16 protein-coding genes are annotated in these 16,867 nt (G+C 37.5%); 6 read left to right on the top strand and 10 right to left on the bottom strand.

The features are described 5' to 3' along the window. Positions 1-104 precede the first annotated feature (104 nt). Positions 105-374, bottom strand: coding sequence for a hypothetical protein (locus I215_RS00005; protein ID WP_040459620.1), 270 nt, complete (start codon positions 372-374; stop codon positions 105-107). A 133-nt stretch (positions 375-507) separates the two neighbouring features. On the opposite strand from I215_RS00005, the gene I215_RS00010 reads away from it, so the two are divergent. The 3 genes from I215_RS00010 to I215_RS00020 are packed head-to-tail and all read left to right on the top strand — an operon-like array spanning position 508 to position 2,164. Beyond that, positions 508-1,173: an NAD(P)H-binding protein gene (locus tag I215_RS00010; RefSeq protein WP_008989880.1), complete on the top strand. Its 666-nt coding sequence runs from the start codon at positions 508-510 to the stop codon at positions 1,171-1,173. Further along, positions 1,166-1,636: a CYTH domain-containing protein gene (locus I215_RS00015; RefSeq protein ID WP_040459665.1), complete on the top strand. Its 471-nt coding sequence runs from the start codon at positions 1,166-1,168 to the stop codon at positions 1,634-1,636. The genes I215_RS00010 and I215_RS00015 overlap by 8 nt, the downstream gene beginning before the upstream one ends. Before the next feature lie 27 nt (positions 1,637-1,663). After that, positions 1,664-2,164 (top strand): YciI family protein, encoded by a 501-nt coding sequence (locus I215_RS00020; RefSeq protein WP_008989882.1) that lies wholly within the window; start codon positions 1,664-1,666, stop codon positions 2,162-2,164. A 73-nt stretch (positions 2,165-2,237) separates the two neighbouring features. On the opposite strand, the gene I215_RS00025 is transcribed toward I215_RS00020, so the two are convergent. Next, complete coding sequence (locus I215_RS00025) at positions 2,238-3,164, bottom strand: hydroxypyruvate isomerase family protein (RefSeq protein ID WP_008989883.1); 927 nt, start codon at positions 3,162-3,164, stop codon at positions 2,238-2,240. 66 nt (positions 3,165-3,230) lie between these two features. Further along, positions 3,231-3,707 (bottom strand): transcription elongation factor GreA, encoded by a 477-nt coding sequence (gene greA / locus I215_RS00030; RefSeq protein ID WP_008989884.1) that lies wholly within the window; start codon positions 3,705-3,707, stop codon positions 3,231-3,233. A gap of 115 nt (positions 3,708-3,822) precedes the next feature. On the opposite strand from greA, the gene I215_RS00035 reads away from it, so the two are divergent. Next, positions 3,823-4,275 carry a Rieske (2Fe-2S) protein gene (locus I215_RS00035; protein ID WP_008989885.1) on the top strand — a complete coding sequence of 151 codons (453 nt, stop codon included), beginning with the start codon at positions 3,823-3,825 and terminating at the stop codon, positions 4,273-4,275. Positions 4,276-4,324: 49 nt separating this feature from the next. Here the strand turns inward: I215_RS00035 and I215_RS00040 are convergent, their stop codons facing one another. Then, positions 4,325-6,703, bottom strand: a complete 2,379-nt coding sequence (locus I215_RS00040) for a TonB-dependent receptor (protein ID WP_008989886.1) — start codon at positions 6,701-6,703, stop codon at positions 4,325-4,327. Between the two features lie 368 nt (positions 6,704-7,071). Here I215_RS00040 and I215_RS00045 point away from each other — a divergent pair, with 368 nt between their 5' ends. Continuing rightward, on the top strand, positions 7,072-9,534 hold the full coding sequence (locus I215_RS00045) for a hybrid sensor histidine kinase/response regulator (RefSeq protein WP_008989887.1): 2,463 nt from the start codon (positions 7,072-7,074) through the stop codon (positions 9,532-9,534). Here I215_RS00045 and I215_RS00050 read toward each other — a convergent pair. The 5 genes from I215_RS00050 to I215_RS00070 all read right to left on the bottom strand — a co-directional run bounded on the left by I215_RS00050 (position 9,531) and on the right by I215_RS00070 (position 13,292). Then, complete coding sequence (locus I215_RS00050; protein ID WP_008989888.1) at positions 9,531-10,883, bottom strand: sigma-54-dependent transcriptional regulator; 1,353 nt, start codon at positions 10,881-10,883, stop codon at positions 9,531-9,533. The genes I215_RS00045 and I215_RS00050 overlap by 4 nt on opposite strands. A 194-nt stretch (positions 10,884-11,077) precedes the next feature. Further along, positions 11,078-11,263, bottom strand: coding sequence for a hypothetical protein (locus I215_RS00055; RefSeq protein ID WP_008989889.1), 186 nt, complete (start codon positions 11,261-11,263; stop codon positions 11,078-11,080). A gap of 25 nt (positions 11,264-11,288) precedes the next feature. Further along, positions 11,289-11,450 (bottom strand): DUF1328 domain-containing protein, encoded by a 162-nt coding sequence (locus I215_RS15785; RefSeq protein ID WP_008989890.1) that lies wholly within the window; start codon positions 11,448-11,450, stop codon positions 11,289-11,291. Positions 11,451-11,701: 251 nt separating this feature from the next. Next, on the bottom strand, positions 11,702-12,574 hold the full coding sequence (gene fabD / locus I215_RS00065; protein ID WP_008989891.1) for an ACP S-malonyltransferase: 873 nt from the start codon (positions 12,572-12,574) through the stop codon (positions 11,702-11,704). 202 nt (positions 12,575-12,776) lie between these two features. Then, a complete protein-coding gene (locus I215_RS00070; RefSeq protein ID WP_008989892.1) occupies positions 12,777-13,292 on the bottom strand; it encodes a gamma carbonic anhydrase family protein in 516 nt (171 codons plus the stop codon). Between the two features lie 134 nt (positions 13,293-13,426). Here I215_RS00070 and I215_RS00075 point away from each other — a divergent pair, with 134 nt between their 5' ends. Next, the gene (locus tag I215_RS00075) at positions 13,427-14,332 is read left to right on the top strand and encodes a NifU family protein (protein WP_008989893.1); all 906 of its coding nucleotides are present in this window, start codon (positions 13,427-13,429) and stop codon (positions 14,330-14,332) included. Positions 14,333-14,425: 93 nt separating this feature from the next. Here I215_RS00075 and I215_RS00080 read toward each other — a convergent pair whose 3' ends face one another. Next, positions 14,426-16,696, bottom strand: a complete 2,271-nt coding sequence (locus tag I215_RS00080; RefSeq protein WP_008989894.1) for an inorganic phosphate transporter — start codon at positions 16,694-16,696, stop codon at positions 14,426-14,428. Positions 16,697-16,867 lie beyond the last annotated feature (171 nt).

The raw sequence follows: 16,867 nt of genomic DNA on the forward strand, positions 1-16,867 counted from the left end.
GAAATACTTTATGTGATATTGGTGAAGCGCCCTCAAACACCACTAAGGAATACAAACCGAGCAAAGTTAACAGAAGGAGCTTACATCCCATCGACACGCCGTGATTAATGGGTTTTACGCTCTGGTTTATAAATAAGATATCCGTGACCCGCTAACTCCATAAAATGCAGATACTGATTAGGACTCACAAAGAAAAGAGTTGGAACTTGGCAATAATATTCATTAAAATCAACCCTTAGACGTACGCCTTTAGGGGCATATACTATTTTAATATACTGATCGTATTCTGGATTATTCAGCAATTCTAAAGAATCTGAATAAAATGGTATACAACCTAAACGCTGGTACTTGGATTGATAAAGTGTAGTTTGCATATACAAATATATGGACATTATCAACGGCTGGGAATAGCTTTAAAAAAATCTCGCTTAGTTTTTTTACCTATTATTAAAGAGGCAACTACTAATATTAGTACCTTTAAGGTAAAGAAAAAGAATCCTGTCAATTGTGAAGAAAACAGCCATTATACTCGGTGCTACTGGACTAACTGGAAATCTCTTGCTCCAACAGCTGTTGAAGGATGAGCGTTATGGACAAATTATTTTATTTTCAAGAAAAAGCAGCGATACTAAGGATCCTAAAATCAAAGAATATTTAATTGACCTCTTTGAACTATACCGCTATGAGCAGGAATTTAAAGCAGATGAGGTATTCTGTTGTATAGGAACCACTAAGGCTAAAACCCCTGATAAACAAACTTACAAAGCCATAGACTACGGCATCCCAGTGAGCGCCGCTAGATTATGTAAAATTAATAACATCCCAACCTTTATAGTAGTCTCCGCTCTCGGGGCTAAAAAGAAAAGCACCTTTTTTTACAATAGAATAAAAGGACTTATGGAAAAAGATGTTCTGAAATATGATATTAAAAACACTTATATATTACAGCCTTCCTTAATAGAAGGGCAACGCAGAGAAAAAAGAACTGGAGAATGGTTTTTTAAACAATTAGCTAGTGCTATGCCTTTTTTAAAGGTCGGCCCTTTAAAGAAGTACCAGCCAGTTCCAGCTTCTAAAATAGCCAAGGCCATGATTCATCTTGCCAACTCAAATAGCCAGGAGGTACGTATAAAGAACCCTAAAATACACGAAATTGCAGATGCAAATGATTGAAATTGAACGAAAATTTCTAGTGATATCGGATGCCTACAAAAAAGAAGCCATCACTACAACCAAAATTGCACAAGGCTACCTAAGCAAACATCCCGAGAGAAATGTGCGAATCCGAATTAGAGGAGAAAAGGCGTATATAACCGTAAAGGGAGCCTCTAACACCACAGGGACTAGTAGATTTGAATGGGAAAAAGAAATTGATATAGAAGAAGGAAAAAGTCTATTGTCGCTATGTGAGCGACCAATTATTGACAAATACCGCTATGAAATTAAATCTGGAAATCACCTTTTTGAAGTCGACGAATTCTTAGATGAGAACCAAGGATTGGTCATTGCGGAGGTCGAATTAACCCATGAAGACGAAACCTTTATCAAACCAGATTGGCTAGGTGAAGAGGTCACAGGGGACACTCGGTATTACAATTCTCAACTCACCAATGTTCCATTTTCAAAATGGGTATAAAAAACAATTTTAATCTATCTGGTAATTATGAAAAATAACTTCAAAACAATTGCCCTATGTTTTATAATTCTACTAGCCTCATGTCAAACCAATTCAACGAAAAGCGACCCCATCGCTTCCCAAAAATCTATAGAGGCCATATCTAAATCAGCATTAAAAGAGAACCTAACCCAACAGGGGTTTCAGGTATTCGACTATGTAGATAAAGAATCTGGGGATACCATTTTAATGCAACAATATTTTATGGTGTTTTTAAAGTCTGGGGAAAATCGATCGCAATCCAAACAAGAACTAGATAGCCTTCAGAAATTACACTTAGCTTACCTGGGAGCTATGTATCAAAAAGGTTATGCCGATATTTCTGGTCCATTTGGTGATGATGGTACTATTCGTGGAGTGAGTATTTACAATGTTCCTACCCTAGAAATGGCCGATAGTCTAGCAAATGCAGATCCAATGGTACAGGCGGGTAGACTTGAAGTAGAGGTGCACCCTTGGTGGGCAGCCAAAGGCTATCCGTTGCGTTAACCGCCTAAAAAAAAGGAAGTTTCAGTGAATCCAAAGTCATTATATGGACTCACTGAAATTTTTATTTTTTTCTTTAAAATTGATCAACTTCTTGATAAGCTTTAATAAGAGCTAATTCTCCTTCTTTGCCAGGTATGGAGTTTCCGTGCTCCATTCCCAGAACACCATCAAACCCTTTACTATGGATATACTTAAATATGTTTTTATAATTGATTTCTCCAGTGGTAGGCTCTTTTCTACCTGGGTTATCACCCATTTGAAAATAAGCAATTTCATCCCAACTCGCTTCAATGTTTGGAATTAGATTTCCTTCAGTAATTTGCTGATGGTATACATCGAAAAGTATTTTACAAGAAGGTGAACCGACGGCTTTGCATATTTCGTAAGCTTGCGCTGATTTTGACAAGAACAAACCAGGATGATCTCTAAAGTTTAATGGTTCAAGCACCATGATAATCCCATGTGGTTCCAATATCGCAGCGGCTTGTTTAAGGGATTCTACAACGTGAGCAGTTTGGTATCCATGTTCTTGTCTTAGATCTACAAATCCAGGAACTACAGTAACCCACTTAGCATTAACTCTTTTTGCGACCTCCACAGCGGATTTTATTTCCTTTAAAAACTCTTCACGCTTTTCTAAATTACCACTAGTTAGATTAGGCTCTGACCAATAAATGGTATGGGCTACAAAAACCCCCATAGTCATACCCCTTTTTTCCATTACCTTAGCCATTTCAGTTTGTTGCTTGATCGAACGATGTGGCATTCCATTATCCTCAAAGGCGGTAAATCCTTGGTCGGCCATAAAGTTTAACTGATCAAGAACATCGTCCCCAGCCAAATTTTTAAACATACCAATATGAGGTGCATATTTTAGCTTATAGGGATATTCTTTAGACTTATTCTCAGAAGTTTTAGAATAAGCAAAGGCTCCGACTGGTAGTATCGAAGCCCCTAAACTTGTAGATAATGTATTTTTAATAAAGTTTCTTCTTTCCATTAGTTAAAGGATTTTTGGTAGAATAAAAGTGAAATATACAAAAATTCCTAATATGGAAAAGAATTATCAATCTCTAGTAATTTCCAAGATTTCAAAATTAATGGTCCCATTGGGAACGTTGATCTGGGCGGTATCTCCAACGGATTTCCCCAACAAACCTTTCCCAATAGGCGAACTAACCGATATTTTACCGGATTTTAAATCAGCCTCGCTTTCTGCCACTAATTTATAGGTGACCTCCATACCATTGGTTTGATTTTTAATCTTTACTGTAGAATGAACCAACGCTTTGGATGTATCGAGTTGTGATTCATCTATTATTCGGGCATTGGCCATGATTTCTTCTAACTTAGAAATTTTCATTTCTAAAAGACCTTGAGCTTCTTTTGCGGCATCATATTCTGCATTCTCAGATAAATCTCCCTTATCCCTTGCCTCTGCAATTGCCTGAGAAGCTTTTGGTCGCTCAACACTCTTTAAATGATCTAATTCAGCTCTAAGCTTTTTGATCCCCTCTTCTGTGTAATAAGATACTTTACTCATAACTTCATCGTTTATAAATACAAAAAATCCTCTTTGTCCAAAGAGGATTTAAACAAATATACAAAATTTTAATCAAGAGAAAATTAATTGTAATTTGGCAACCTCAAATTATCATATGAAAAAAAATATTTTTTTTATTGCCTTTATTTTCACCCTGCTAGGTTGTGGTAGTGACGAGTCTTTTGACAACAACCCCTATTTAGCAACACCGAGTTTTAAATACGCGATAAATTTAGAATTACCTAAATATGCTAATATAAACAACCCTGGTTCGGCAATTTATGTCAATGAACCCTATGTTGGAATTTCTGGGGTTTTTGTATATAATTACGGAGGAGGAAGCTTTACAGCTTGGGAAGCTGCTTGTCCAAATCACATACCAGATAATGATTGTCGTCGCATGGATTTGAGTAGTCCTATTGTTACTTGTCCTTGTGATGACTATAAATACGACCTATTAACTGGAGGCGCATTGGCAGATCAAGAGGACGATAAGAAATATTATCCATTGCAGGCCTATCATGTTAGATATAGCGCTAGTACAAACGTTATTACGATTTCAAATTAAAGGTCCAAGAATTCCTTTGAATTCCTGAACCTTTTTATTTGATTTTCCTTTAAAAACGAATCGTCGCGCCAACTAAAAAGTTTATTCCCGCTTGAGGGTAATAGCCCGTACCGTCTAAAGTAGTTACTGAACCATCATCATTGGCCTGATCATAAGTATAGTAATATCCATTTGAACTATAAGTGGCATCAAAAATATTGTTCACTAGGGCATTTAATGTGATGGATTCAAAAAGTACATTTGGCTCAATGGTATATTGCATGTTAAGATCATTGACAAAATAACTGTCCAACTTCGAATTTTCTGCGTCCGAGTTTCCTAAATATTGGGAGGATACATACTTAGATAAAAAAGAAAGCCGAATATTTTCTTTTGGCATATAGGTAAACATATTCCCTGCAATTACCTCAGGAGAATATGAGATATCCGTGTTGCCAAGCTCCTGCACCTGTCCATCTAATTGAGCGTAGAAATCCAAATTCTTATTGGTACTAAGGGCTATATTGGGACGCAATATAAATTGTTCTCCAAAATAAAATAAGGCGTCCACCTCGATACCTAATCGATAACTATCTCCAACATTCTCGCGCAGAGGCGCCCCAACATCATTGAGTTCTCCTGTGAGCACAAGTTGATTCTTATAACGCATATAATAGGCGTTAGCATTTATACGCATTTTAGAACTTGTATAACGCCATCCTAATTCAAAATCATTAAGGGTTTCTGGTTTAGGATCACCTGACTCATAATCATTTCGATTAGGCTCTCTGTGCGCCCTAGCGTAAGAGAAATAAAGGTTCTGACCACTGGCAAGATCATAAGTTATTCCCGCTTTAGGATTGAAAAAATTAAAATCATCATCCACAAGTCCCGTTTCATTCCCGTTGGCCTTATAACGCACATGTCTATATTGAATATCCCCAAAGAGACTCAACTTTTCGATTGGTGAATAAGTCAATTTAGCATAGGTATTAAAGTCGGATTTTTCAGAATTATCATTGTAGTAACGGTCTCGGATTTCACTTTGGGAGGCATATCGAGCCCAAATAATATCCCCAAAATGATCCCCTTCATAATTATTCCAACCACCCCCAGCAATGAAATCGATGTTTTGACTCTGATAGTTCACAGAAAATGTGGTACCGTAAAAATGATTACTCAGCCACTTACGCCGAATTAAATCAGTGCTATTAATAGTGTTTTCCCCGTTTTGAATTGGATCCAAATTATAATCCTCAAAGGCTTGGTCTTGTTTGTATTGCTCAAAAAACCCTCTTCCTCGTGTGTAGTGAAGCGCTAAGTTAGAACTCCAAGATGAGCTCCACTGCTGATTCCAATGTAATTGAAAATGGTCTTGTTTATAATCATCTACCTCATTGTCGTAATAATCAACAACCTGCCCTTCTTCATTGTAAATGGCACCTGCACTGTTAAAGGTACGCCCGTATTGATCCATCTGCCATTTTTCGATCCCATTCCAAGATTGGTAAGTCACTTGTTGCCCACCAAATATTAAGGCCTTAATTAGAGTCTTTTCATCTTTAAAGGCCCCTTGTAGGAAATAGGATTCTAAATCAGAAGAAGCACGATCGATATAACCATCTGACTTTATCCGTGAGAGTCTTCCAGAGATTTCAAAGTGGTCGTTTAACAGGCCGCTGCTAAATTTAAGATTTGTCTTAAAAGTATTAAAACTACCTGCTGAACCAGACATCTCTGCATAAGCATCTTGGGATATTCCATCGGTGAGTATATTTAGACTTGCTCCGAAAGCGGCCGATCCGTTGGTGGAGGTTCCTACACCTCGCTGTAATTGCAAACTCTGAGTTGAGGAGGCAAAATCTGGCATGTTCACCCAGAAAGTTCCTTGAGACTCCCCATCATTATATGGGATTCCATTAATGGTTACATTGACGCGCGTGGCATCACTCCCGCGCACCCTTATACCTGTATATCCTACTCCAGCCCCAGCATCGGTTGTGGTAACCACTGAAGGCAAATAATTCATAAGAACAGGAATGTCTTGTCCTAGGTTTCTAGATTCGATATCCTTAGCCGATAAATTGGAAAAAGTTACTGGTGCATCTGTATCGGCACGTATGGCCGAGACAAGGACCGCATCTAATAAAATATCGCGCTCGGAAATTTGAACATCCAGCAGTGTATCTCCCTGAATTACAATGTTTTTTATAATCGGCTGTTTTCCAGAAAAATTAAAGGATAGCCGCTGGGCTCCCGCAGGAAGCTCTAATTGGTAATAGCCATCTAGATCCGTTTGCACACCATTTCCAGTTTTAAGATGTATTACGCTCGCAGCTCCCACGCCCTGTCCTTGAGGGTCTGTTAACCTACCGTGCACCTGATATTGTTGCCCTTGGGCTTGTAGGGAAAGGCACACTAAAACTAAAAAATTGAATAAAAACTTCATCCGTAATATTTTTACGAATAAAAGGGGTCATTATTCATGGTTCCTAAATAAATTGATTTCCTCCGAATTGAAAAAGCTTACTTTAATTAAAATACGTAATTTCGTTATCCTAATACAAAAGGTAAACCTTTGTTTTCGGTTGTCCCTAAACAGCATTATCTGTTCCAGGTTCTATGGGTGTAATCTCAGCCTTACATGTGGTATCTTAAATTTTTGTTCGGTTTGTATACCAAACAAAATCTAGGACGTTACATAGTAAAGCACCCCTTTTGAGATGCGGCAAATATACAAAATCACCTATATGATGTACTATGAATTGACGAAAACTTTTTAGGCGCTTTTAAACTGGCTTTGATTAACTTTAAAAAATGGAAAAAAGTAAAAACAGACTACCCCTAAAAGTACTTGTGAGTTATCTTGCACTTGCTGCACTTGTAGTGATAGTCGGTATGATTGTCAGTAAAGAAATCAGCTCTTTTACACAGGCTCAAAGAGATGACAGCCAGGAAAAGAACAAGATTCTAAGAATTGGAAAACTCCTGACTCTTATGTATGAGAGTGAGAGTTTTGCACGGGCTGCCATTCAATCCAACAACCAAACTCCTTATGTAAATTTCCTCACCAAAAACGATTCCATTGCCATACAAATTGATTCCCTAAAGCTATTAATCAGCGAACCCTACCAATCCAAACTATTGGATAGCGTGAATTTTTTACTGAATCAGAAAATAAAAAATATCAATGAACTTCGTGAATTACGTATCAATGATAATTCAGAAAAATCATTAGACACCGCCATTGAGCGCCTTTCAAGTATTGAAGAAAAGTTAGGCCGTTTGACCCTAAAAGATTATGTAGAAGAACCCGATAGCCTGGATCCAAAAACACGTGAAATTCTTCTTGAAATCAATAGTATATACAACCGCTATATACCAAGAGATTCCAGCAATACTATAGATCAGCACACCTTGGACTCTATTGTATCAGCATCCAGAGAAATGCTGCAAAATGTCAAAGAAAGTGCCGCCACTCAAAAAACATCTTTAGAGCTCAAGGAAAAACAACTACTGCGAAACGATTTGAACACATCTCAGCAGCTGCGTCAAATTCTGACGGCCTTTGAAAATGACTTTATGGATAACACTAGATTGCTCAATGCTGAAAGGGAAAAAGTACTACAACGCAGTATTAGAGTCATTACTATTGCAGCAATTATAGGAGCCATTCTAGTTATCTTATTCTCCATTATAATATTAAGAGATTCCTGGCGCAGTCAGCAGTACAAAAAGCAAATCGAGGCTTCCAACGAACACAACAAATCCCTACTCAAAAGTAGGGAACAACTCATATCCATGGTTAGCCATGATCTTAGAACTCCTTTAAGCACTATTGTCGGTTATACTCAACTATTAAAAGACTCTTTCCTAAATGAGAAAGAATCCCATTATACTGATCGGATAAAAAACGCCTCGAAATACGTTTCTCAATTGGTGGAAGACTTACTTGATTTTTCAAAACTTGAAGCTGGAAGAATCAAAATAGAAAAAATCACCTTCAACCTTCACACCCTTTTAAAAGAAACGGCAGAGAACATACAATCCCTATACCCTGACAAACCGATTGAACTGATCATCGATATCGATCCTAAAATTGATCAACCCATTGTTGGAGATGCCTTTAGAATTAAACAAATACTTTCTAACCTAATCAGTAATGCCTATAAATTCACCCAACAGGGTAGCATTACATTGAGAGCCAGAATTCGTCAGAATTCAAAAAATGAAAACCTGTTGACTCTATCGGTAATCGACACTGGAATTGGAGTTGAGAAGGAAAAGCAAAAAATAATTTTTGAAGAATTCACCCAAGCTGATAACGACACCGAGAAGAAATATGGCGGTAGCGGCCTAGGCCTTACAATCTCAAAAAAATTAGCCAATCTCCTTGGTGCAAATCTATTTCTTGAGAGCAAGCCCGGCAAAGGGAGTACATTCTCCTTGAGTTTCCCTGTTATTTTCAGTAATCAAAAACTTCAAGAACCTCCCGTTAAAATTGAACCGAAAAACAAGGCTCAAAATGCCATTGTAATCGATGACGACCTAGCACTACTACATTTAAATAAAGAGATTTTAGAGCGCAACCAGATTAAGGCGCATACTTTTAGCAGTGGTAAAGATGCCTTGGAGAACATCGATTCCATTTCTTATGATTTTATAATCACAGACATTCAACTACCTTCATTTAATGGATTCTACTTTGCAGAGACCTTGAAATCTGAAAGAAAATACGGCTATAAAGATCAACCTATTATTGCTGTAACGGGCAGAAAAGATCTGGACAAGGAAAGTTATTTAGAAGCTGGATTTGCAGGATTTTTATTTAAACCTTATAGCCCAGAGCAGTTACTTCAAACCATCAGTGAAGCCCTAGAAGAGGATGGCTCATTTCAGACCAAGACTATCGAGATACATCAAAATCAAAACCAAAACAAACAAGAACATCAACTTTTTGATTTGCGCTCTTTAGCCTCTTTTTTGGAAGATGAATTGGCTATTAAAAACGTCTTGGAAGTTTTCACAGTAAACACCCACAAAGATCTGAAATCTCTCAAAAAAGCTATCGATAAAAAAGATTATCAAACCGTACGAGATCTAGGCCATAAAATGCAAACGATGTTTAAACAGATCAATGCACAAACCGTGGTGCCTTTGCTACATTTTATGGAACACTTTAAGGAGGATCAAACCCATCAGCTTTCAGAGAATTACAATGCCCTTAAGAAAAATATTACCATCACATTTAAAGCCATGGATGCTCATTTAAAGAATTAAGCGTCAATTTCGTATTCCTTGATTTTATTATATAAGGTCTTACGCGTAATGTTCAAGAGCTTGGCGGCTTTGGATTTATTATTATCTACCTCATTTAAGGCATTTATAATAAGTTCACGTTCGTTTTCTTTTCTCGAGAAAGACTTCTTCTCGGAAACCTGATGTGCTGTTGGGGATTTAATTTCCACTGGAAGCACCTCCTTTTGGATCAAATCTCCCTGACTAAGTAAAGCTGAACGTTTAATAACGTTGAGCATCTCCCTTAGATTCCCAGGCCATTTGTAGGTTTGAAATACGTTAATGACCTCATCGGAGAATCCCAAGACATTTTTATTGAGCTGTTTGTTAGCAATATCTAGGAAGTGTTCTGCAAAAATCATGAGATCTTCTTTGCGATCTTCCAGACTTGGAACCTGTATGGAAAACTCATTTAACCTGTGGTATAAGTCTTCTCTAAACTGTCCTTTTTCCACTGCTTTTAGCAGATCTTCATTGGTAGCGGTAATCAGGCGAATGTCTACTTCGATTTCTTTGTTGCTTCCAATGGGCTTTATCTTTCGTTCTTGAAGAGCTCTAAGAAGTTGAATTTGATTTTCATAAGAGAGATTTCCTACCTCATCCAGGAAAATGGTCCCCCCATTAGCAGCCTCAAAATGACCTGTTTTATTGGTTACCGCTCCTGTGAAGGATCCTTTAATGTGACCAAAAAATTCACTTGCTGCAATTTCTTTTGGAATAGCTCCACAATCAACAGCTATAAAACTGAAATCTCTACGCAGACTATCCTCGTGTATTTTTCTAGCGACCACTTCTTTACCCGTTCCACTTTCACCCGTGATTAATACAGACATATCAGTGGGAGCCACTAATTTAATATACTCATTAAGCTTGTTAGAGGCGCTACTTATTCCAGCAACTCGGGTCTTTACCGGGCGAGCAGAAGGTTTATCACTATTGGATTTTACCTTTATTTCAGGTGTAGGATTGCCTTCCTTTTTTAGGGCATTTCGAATTACCGCTAGTACCTCATCTTGGTTAAAAGGTTTGGATATATAATCAAAGGCTCCTTTTTTCATAGCTTTTACTGCAGTAGAAACCTCTGCATAACCCGTCATTAATATTACGGGGGTATCTGGAAATTGATCCTTTACCTTGGTAAGCACACTGATCCCATCATCATCAGGCAATCTCAGATCTGTAAATACGAGATCATAACTATTTCCTTTCATATTTTTCTGAGCCTCCTCAGAAGAATATGTAGCATCCACCTGGAAACCATTCTTTTTTAAGAATCGCTCCAACATGGCTGAAAAAGTTACATCATCCTCAATTAATAAGATCTTCGGCATTTTAATTCGAATTTGTACAAAAATAGGAAGTATTTGTAATTTGGGTTTGTAAAGATATCATAAAAAAGATGCCTCTAATCTTATTTTAGCGCCTAACAGCATAAATTTTGAACTTTAAAACAATATCCTAAAGCCCTGACGCAAAAATATAAGAGACATCTCTTTAAATTTAAATGATCTCACTAGAGGAATCTCTAGTTACCATCAGTCATATCATCTATTTCATCTTCAACTTCTTCCACACCCTGTTCAATTTTGTCGCCTGCATCATCTGCAGCCTCTTTTACTTGTTCTGCTGGTGTTTTTTTCTCTTCTTTACAACTTGTGGTAAAGGCAGTTACAGAAAACAGAATAGCAAGAATTAATACGAGTTTTTTCATAATACGAGTTTTAAATTGGTTAAAATTACTTCCTTGTGATTCTTCCAATCAATGAGATTACGAAGAGTACTAGAAAGATAAAAAATAAAATTTTTGCGATTCCTGCTGCGGCTCCAGCAATTCCTCCGAATCCTAAAATTCCCGCAACGATCGCTACGATAAGTAATATAATTGTCCAACGTAACATAATATAAAGTGATTTTGGTTTATATTAATATACGAATCTCGCAGTGTTTTCTGACTTTATTTAATAAACATTTAACGATTTTCTTAAAAAATCGTTAAATCACCATTAGGCGATCATGGTAGTTGGAGGCTAGGCTGATAACAGTTTAGTATTAAGAATGTGAAATTTTATTAAGAGAATAAAAATTTAAAAAAAGGCACTCTAAATTTCTCTAGAATGCCTTGTGATGTATTATAATTTCAAAAAGTGTTTTAAGCCGACTGTACTTCTGCCTCAGGGTGAATTTTTCTAACCAAACCTTGTAACACTTTTCCGGGACCTACTTCAGTAAAACTAACAGCTCCGTCTGCTACCATTTGTTGAATACTTTGTGTCCACTTTACAGGTGCTGTAAGTTGAGCAATGAGATTTTTCTGAATCTCTTCAGGACTACTTACTGCAGTTGTACTTACATTTTGATACACTGGGCAAATGGGCTTAGAGAAGATGGTCTGTTCTATTGCAGCAGCTAATTCTTCCCTAGCAGGCTCCATAAGTGGAGAATGAAATGCCCCTCCTACAGGTAATACCAATGCTCTTCTAGCTCCTTTTTCCTTTAATAGTTCACAGGCTGTATTAATGGCATTGACCTCTCCAGATATTACTAATTGACCAGGGCAATTGTAATTTGCAGGAACTACCACTCCCTGAACTTCACTACAACCTTGCTCGACAACTCCATCTTCTAAACCTAATATCGCAGCCATAGTTCCAGGTGTAGTCTCACAAGCAGCTTGCATTGCTAGGGCTCGTCTGGAAACTAATTTCAATCCATCTTCAAAACTCAAAGTTCCATTAGCAACTAAAGCTGATAGCTCTCCTAAAGAGTGACCTGCAACCATATCTGGCTGGAAGTTTTCAAGTGTTTTACTCAAGATCACAGAATGCAAAAAGATCGCAGGTTGCGTTACTTTTGTTTGTTTTAAATCCTCTGCAGTACCGCTAAACATGATATCGGTAATGGAAAATCCTAATATATCGTTAGCCTGTTCAAATAATTCTTTGGCTAGGGTAGAACTTTCGTAAAGATCCTTTCCCATACCTACAAATTGAGCTCCTTGACCAGGAAAAATAAATGCTTTCATCAGCGATGGTTTTTAGTTTCGTTTTTATATTTCTATGTGAGCAGTACTATACTGCCTCTTGGCAACCTTTGGGTTTTATGACTCCAAAAGTAACAATAATTATTAGTCAACAGGGCAGAATCCCCTCAAAAAGCTGATCACTAAAATTAGCATATAATCAGTCTACAGCTTGTATCTTCACTTAGGCATGTAATTAATTTCCCTATGATTCCTTGAACCATGAAGCGTATTTCAAATAGTTGTTAGCGATCCGTTCTACTTCTTGTTTGCTAAGGTTTTCATCGATATCCTTAATCTTCTTTGCAGGTACCCCTGCATAGACGCTTCCTGGTTCGATATGGGTGTTTTGAGTCACTACTGCCCCTGCCGCAATAATAGAATTCCGACCAACTACACAACCATCCATTACAATACTCCCCATCCCAACAAGAACATTATCCTCTATAGTACAACCGTGTACTATGGCATTGTGCCCAACTGAAACATTATTTCCGATTTCTGTAGCATAGCGCTGGTAGGTGCAGTGAATTACCGCACCATCTTGCACGTTCACCTTATCACCTAACCGAATAGCATTCACATCGCCGCGAATTACGGCATTAAACCATATACTACAATGATCTCCCGTGATCACATCCCCCACAATTGTAGCGTTCTCCGATATATAGATATCTTCCCCAAATTCAGGGGTCTTTCCATTGACCGTTTTTATAATCATATGTTGTGTTTTATAGCAAAGATACAGGGCTATAATTAATTATTAGCCAAAAAAGACTCTACAACTAACAGCTTAACAATTATTACTGCAAAAGAATCAAATCGTTTTGTAATTTTGCATCTAAATAAGTTGAGATGGAAAAGATTACAATTAAAATACAGCCTACCAATAGGCCTACTATTATAAAATTTGAAGCCGACGTTTTTTTAACTCGCAAACAAAACTACGAATTCAAAAATGTGGATGAAGCAAAAAATTCTCCACTAGCCAAACAGTTATTCTATTTACCATTTACTAAAACGGTCTATATTTCTGGAAATTTTGTTGCAATTGAACGTTATGACATTGTTGAGTGGCCAGAGGTACAAAACGAAGTTGCAGAGCAAATTGAAAATTACTTAAATTCTGGTGAGCCTATTATTATAGAAGACCAAAGCACACCTTCTAAGGTTCCAGTTACTGTTTACGCAGAAAGTACTCCAAACCCTGCTGCGCTGAAATTTGTCGCTAATAAAAAACTGGTGCTTCAAGCCAGTGAATTTAAAAACATAGAAGAAGCTAAGCATTCTCCTTTGGCTACTGGGTTGTTTCATTTCCCATTTGTGAAAGAAGTTTTTATCACAGATAATTACATTTCAATCATTAAATACGACATCGCTGAATGGGAGGATGTTGCCGTTGAATTAAGGGAATACATTCGCAGCTATATCGAAGAAGGAAAAGAAATTGTAACCCAACACACCTCTGCTAAGACAGCAGCAGCAGCGCAAACGGTTGCAGAGCAAAACGTCACATTGGACGATACCTCTCAAGAAATCGTAGATATTTTAGAAGAATATGTAAAACCAGCTGTGGCTAGCGACGGAGGAAACATACTTTTCCAGTCCTACGACCAAGAAACTAAAACGGTAAATGTCATTCTTCAAGGTGCTTGTAGTGGTTGTCCTTCTTCCACCTTTACCTTGAAAAACGGTATTGAAAACATGTTGAAATCCATGATGGAAAACAAGGTTAACCAAGTGGTTGCCATTAATGGGTAATCTTTCAAGGGAAAGATTTACTGGTACTAAAATATATGGTTTGGCTAAATCAGCTTAAGGGCTCTTTGTCCAAACCATTTTTTTCAAGCCCTTTCACAGCCGTTGTATATTCTTATAATCTTCATTAAACTCCTTAAATAGAGTTAGCAAATTAATAGTCGCCTGGATTAGGTCTTTTGTCTCAAGAAGCAGACTGAAATACAATTTGGTGTTTTTTGGGCTGGTTTCACTTGTTCGAATCCGATCCACTTGTTTTTGAATTAATCCAGATACATCCTCAAACAGTACTTTTTTATCTGCAATGATTTGATCCAAATCTTTAAACTCATTGGAATCAATATCGATTACTATGCGTGTATAGAGTTCGCCCAACCGAACTTCTATCCGCTTAATTTCGCGGATCTGGTTGAATTTTAATTTCTGGTGATTGTTATTTACATGTTCATAACTGCTTTTTCTAATATATCCAATGGATTGGACCATATCTTGCAAGTAATCCAAAACCAGAATATAAAACTTACTTGCACTTACCGAGTTCTCATCCAATGATTTTACAAAGTAGAATATTTCATCTTTAAGTTCATCCACTTCAGATTCTAACTTTAGGAGCTCTTTTTTCGTCCTTCTCAACTTCTTTAAATCTAGTAGCCCCAAATGATCTACTACTTCACTGTATAGGGTGCTGATTTGCTGCATAACCCTTGAGATGTTATCAGAGCTTGTAGCGATGATTTCATTTATTGTGATAAGCGAAGTACGTTCCATTTTTAAATTCTCTTTGGTAATTTTCTGCTTCCGTCTATAGGCTATAAAACTCCGTGTCAACAAACCAGCTGTAGCTAGCAGCAAAATAACCACAGCAGTTAGTCGTCCATAATAAATTATGACCGCTAGAAGACCACTTACTAGAAGGGCTACCAGGGCTGTAACGATCCATCCTCCGATCACATTAAGTACACCAGCGACTCTGTACACCGCACTTTCTCGCCCCCATGCCCTATCGGCTAGTGAAGATCCCATAGCAACCATAAATGTCACATAAGTTGTTGAAAGAGGTAACTTCATAGTGGTCGCCCAAGAAATTAAAATACTCGCTACCATAAGGTTCACTGAGGCCCGAACCAAATCAAAAGCGGGATCATTGTCTGCATCTTTACCTGGTGCTACCTCAGGGATAACAAAGCTGCTCTCAAACCAATTGTAAACTGCTTTAGGAATAAGCATTTTAAACCCAAAACCTAGATTAAGGCTCATCCGAACGATGAATCTAGATAGCACATTGGCGTTAAATTTTTCATCTACCATCCCACTTCGAGAAAGGTCAATTTCTGTTTTCATTACCGAACGTGCCTTTTTAGACCACCATAATGTGATCACCATAATTAACCCAGCAATTACTAGAAAATAGATAGGAGTACTTACATGGTTGCTAAGAGCTTCCATGGTATAATCAGAAGCCAAAGTACCGTTTAATAAATAAGAGGTCTGCCACAAATCAAAAGACTGGAGAGCTGCAATGGGTACGCCGATAAAATTAACTAAGTCATTACCAGCAAAGGCTAAGGCTAAAGCGAAAGTTCCCACCAAAACAACAACCCTGAGAATATTCACTCGGCTAAAGAATTCTAAAACAAAACATAACGGGGTGAAGAATCCCATCAAGCCTAAAACGATGAGCATTGTATGTTGGTTTGCAAATTCTATATAAGACAGAGGAATGATCGCTACACCTTTTAAGCCTTTTATCAAAATAAAGTAGCTAATTGAAGTCAAAGCAACTGCTGAAAAAATGGGTTCAACAAATTTGGTACGTTTTTGAAAACCTGAAACAAACAGTAATCTGGAGAACCATTGTACCAATGCGCCAATTGCAAATGATAGAAATATCGAAATTAATATCCCCATAATAATCTGTAAAGCATTGTCCAAGTTCAGTGCTGAAGATAGCTTGGTTAAATTGTCATGGCTATTAAAGATTTTGATGGCTGAAATAGCCATAGATGCTCCTAGGAGTTCGAAGACGATCGAGACAGTTGTAGAGGTTGGAAGGGCCAATGAATTAAAGAGATCTAATAACAGCACATCAGTAATCATTACTGCCATAAAGAGAATCATGATCTGATCGAATGTAAATTGCCAGGGATTAAAAATCCCTTGTCGAGCAACTTCCATCAAACCAGAGGAAAAAAAAGCACCAATGGCCACTCCTAAACTTGCTACAATCAAAATAGTCCTAAAAGAAGCTGCCCTTGATCCCACTGCAGAATTAAGGAAATTCACGGCATCATTACTCACCCCCACCACAAGATCTACTATAGCAAGCAGAAATAAAGCCGCTAACATAAAAACATAGAATTGCTCCATAGAAACAGAAATATCCAATTAGGCAAAAATGCTGCAAGAAAATGTAAAACCCGTTAAAATAAAGTTGTCAAACTATTACCAAGGAATTAAACTAAAACTAGGCATTGGGGTTCTCAAAATCAAAATAGGACTTAACAATAGTCGGGCAATTTACCTAAAAACAACGCCTTA

The sequence above is a fragment of the Galbibacter marinus genome, from assembly GCF_000300875.1.
Lineage (GTDB): Bacteria > Bacteroidota > Bacteroidia > Flavobacteriales > Flavobacteriaceae > Galbibacter > Galbibacter marinus.

Excerpts from the sequence above, each read along its gene's own strand:
- I215_RS00080 (WP_008989894.1), bottom strand. The coding sequence starts at position 16,696 with ATGGAGCAATTCTATGTTTTTATGTTAGCGGCTTTATTTCTGCTTGCT.
- I215_RS00040 (WP_008989886.1), bottom strand. The coding sequence starts at position 6,703 with ATGAAGTTTTTATTCAATTTTTTAGTTTTAGTGTGCCTTTCCCTACAA.
- I215_RS00050 (WP_008989888.1), bottom strand. The coding sequence starts at position 10,883 with ATGCCGAAGATCTTATTAATTGAGGATGATGTAACTTTTTCAGCCATG.
- fabD (WP_008989891.1), bottom strand. The coding sequence starts at position 12,574 with ATGAAAGCATTTATTTTTCCTGGTCAAGGAGCTCAATTTGTAGGTATG.
- I215_RS00045 (WP_008989887.1), top strand. The coding sequence starts at position 7,072 with ATGGAAAAAAGTAAAAACAGACTACCCCTAAAAGTACTTGTGAGTTAT.
- I215_RS00055 (WP_008989889.1), bottom strand. The coding sequence starts at position 11,263 with ATGAAAAAACTCGTATTAATTCTTGCTATTCTGTTTTCTGTAACTGCC.
- I215_RS00035 (WP_008989885.1), top strand. The coding sequence starts at position 3,823 with ATGAAAAAAAATATTTTTTTTATTGCCTTTATTTTCACCCTGCTAGGT.
- I215_RS00020 (WP_008989882.1), top strand. The coding sequence starts at position 1,664 with ATGAAAAATAACTTCAAAACAATTGCCCTATGTTTTATAATTCTACTA.
- I215_RS15785 (WP_008989890.1), bottom strand. The coding sequence starts at position 11,450 with ATGTTACGTTGGACAATTATATTACTTATCGTAGCGATCGTTGCGGGA.
- I215_RS00015 (WP_040459665.1), top strand. The coding sequence starts at position 1,166 with ATGATTGAAATTGAACGAAAATTTCTAGTGATATCGGATGCCTACAAA.
- I215_RS00025 (WP_008989883.1), bottom strand. The coding sequence starts at position 3,164 with ATGGAAAGAAGAAACTTTATTAAAAATACATTATCTACAAGTTTAGGG.
- I215_RS00075 (WP_008989893.1), top strand. The coding sequence starts at position 13,427 with ATGGAAAAGATTACAATTAAAATACAGCCTACCAATAGGCCTACTATT.
- greA (WP_008989884.1), bottom strand. The coding sequence starts at position 3,707 with ATGAGTAAAGTATCTTATTACACAGAAGAGGGGATCAAAAAGCTTAGA.
- I215_RS00005 (WP_040459620.1), bottom strand. The coding sequence starts at position 374 with ATGCAAACTACACTTTATCAATCCAAGTACCAGCGTTTAGGTTGTATA.
- I215_RS00070 (WP_008989892.1), bottom strand. The coding sequence starts at position 13,292 with ATGATTATAAAAACGGTCAATGGAAAGACCCCTGAATTTGGGGAAGAT.